This is a genomic window from Pseudomonas sp. SDT291_1_S447, assembly GCF_054070155.1.
In genome coordinates this window covers 1-332 of the sequence record NZ_JBSVXS010000331.1, presented here as the reverse complement: position 1 = coordinate 332, position 332 = coordinate 1, and the positions used below count along the sequence as shown (strand labels likewise).

Annotated in this window: 1 pseudogene; it reads right to left on the bottom strand. The window is 60.8% G+C overall.

Features of this window, described 5'->3' with window-relative positions:
* Window positions 1–312: pseudogene (gene flgL, locus ACW9IR_RS29800) on the bottom strand (flagellar hook-associated protein 3); the annotation flags it as partial.
* Window positions 313–332 lie beyond the last annotated feature (20 nt).

The window sequence follows — 332 nt, the reverse complement described above, 5'->3', positions numbered from 1 at the left end:
ACTCTGGGTCTTCTGGGTGCTGGCGCCCACCGCGAACTGATCGCCCACATTAGGCGCGCCGCTCAGGCCGAAGGTCACACCGGCCACTGTGATCGAGCTCGGCGTGGTGGTGGTGTCGATGACGCCCGAATCAATCGGCTTGCTGTTGGCGTTGTAGGGCTGTGCAAACACCTGGAAGGCCGACGAGTCAGTGTCACTGAACTTGACCAGCACACCGCTGTTGGCCGGAAAGGTGCTGGCATATTTAGCGGGATTGCTGACCGTGGCATTGGTCAACTGCGTCGACGACGTGTTGCTTGCCGTGCGGGACACGTTAAAGGTGTCCGGCTTGG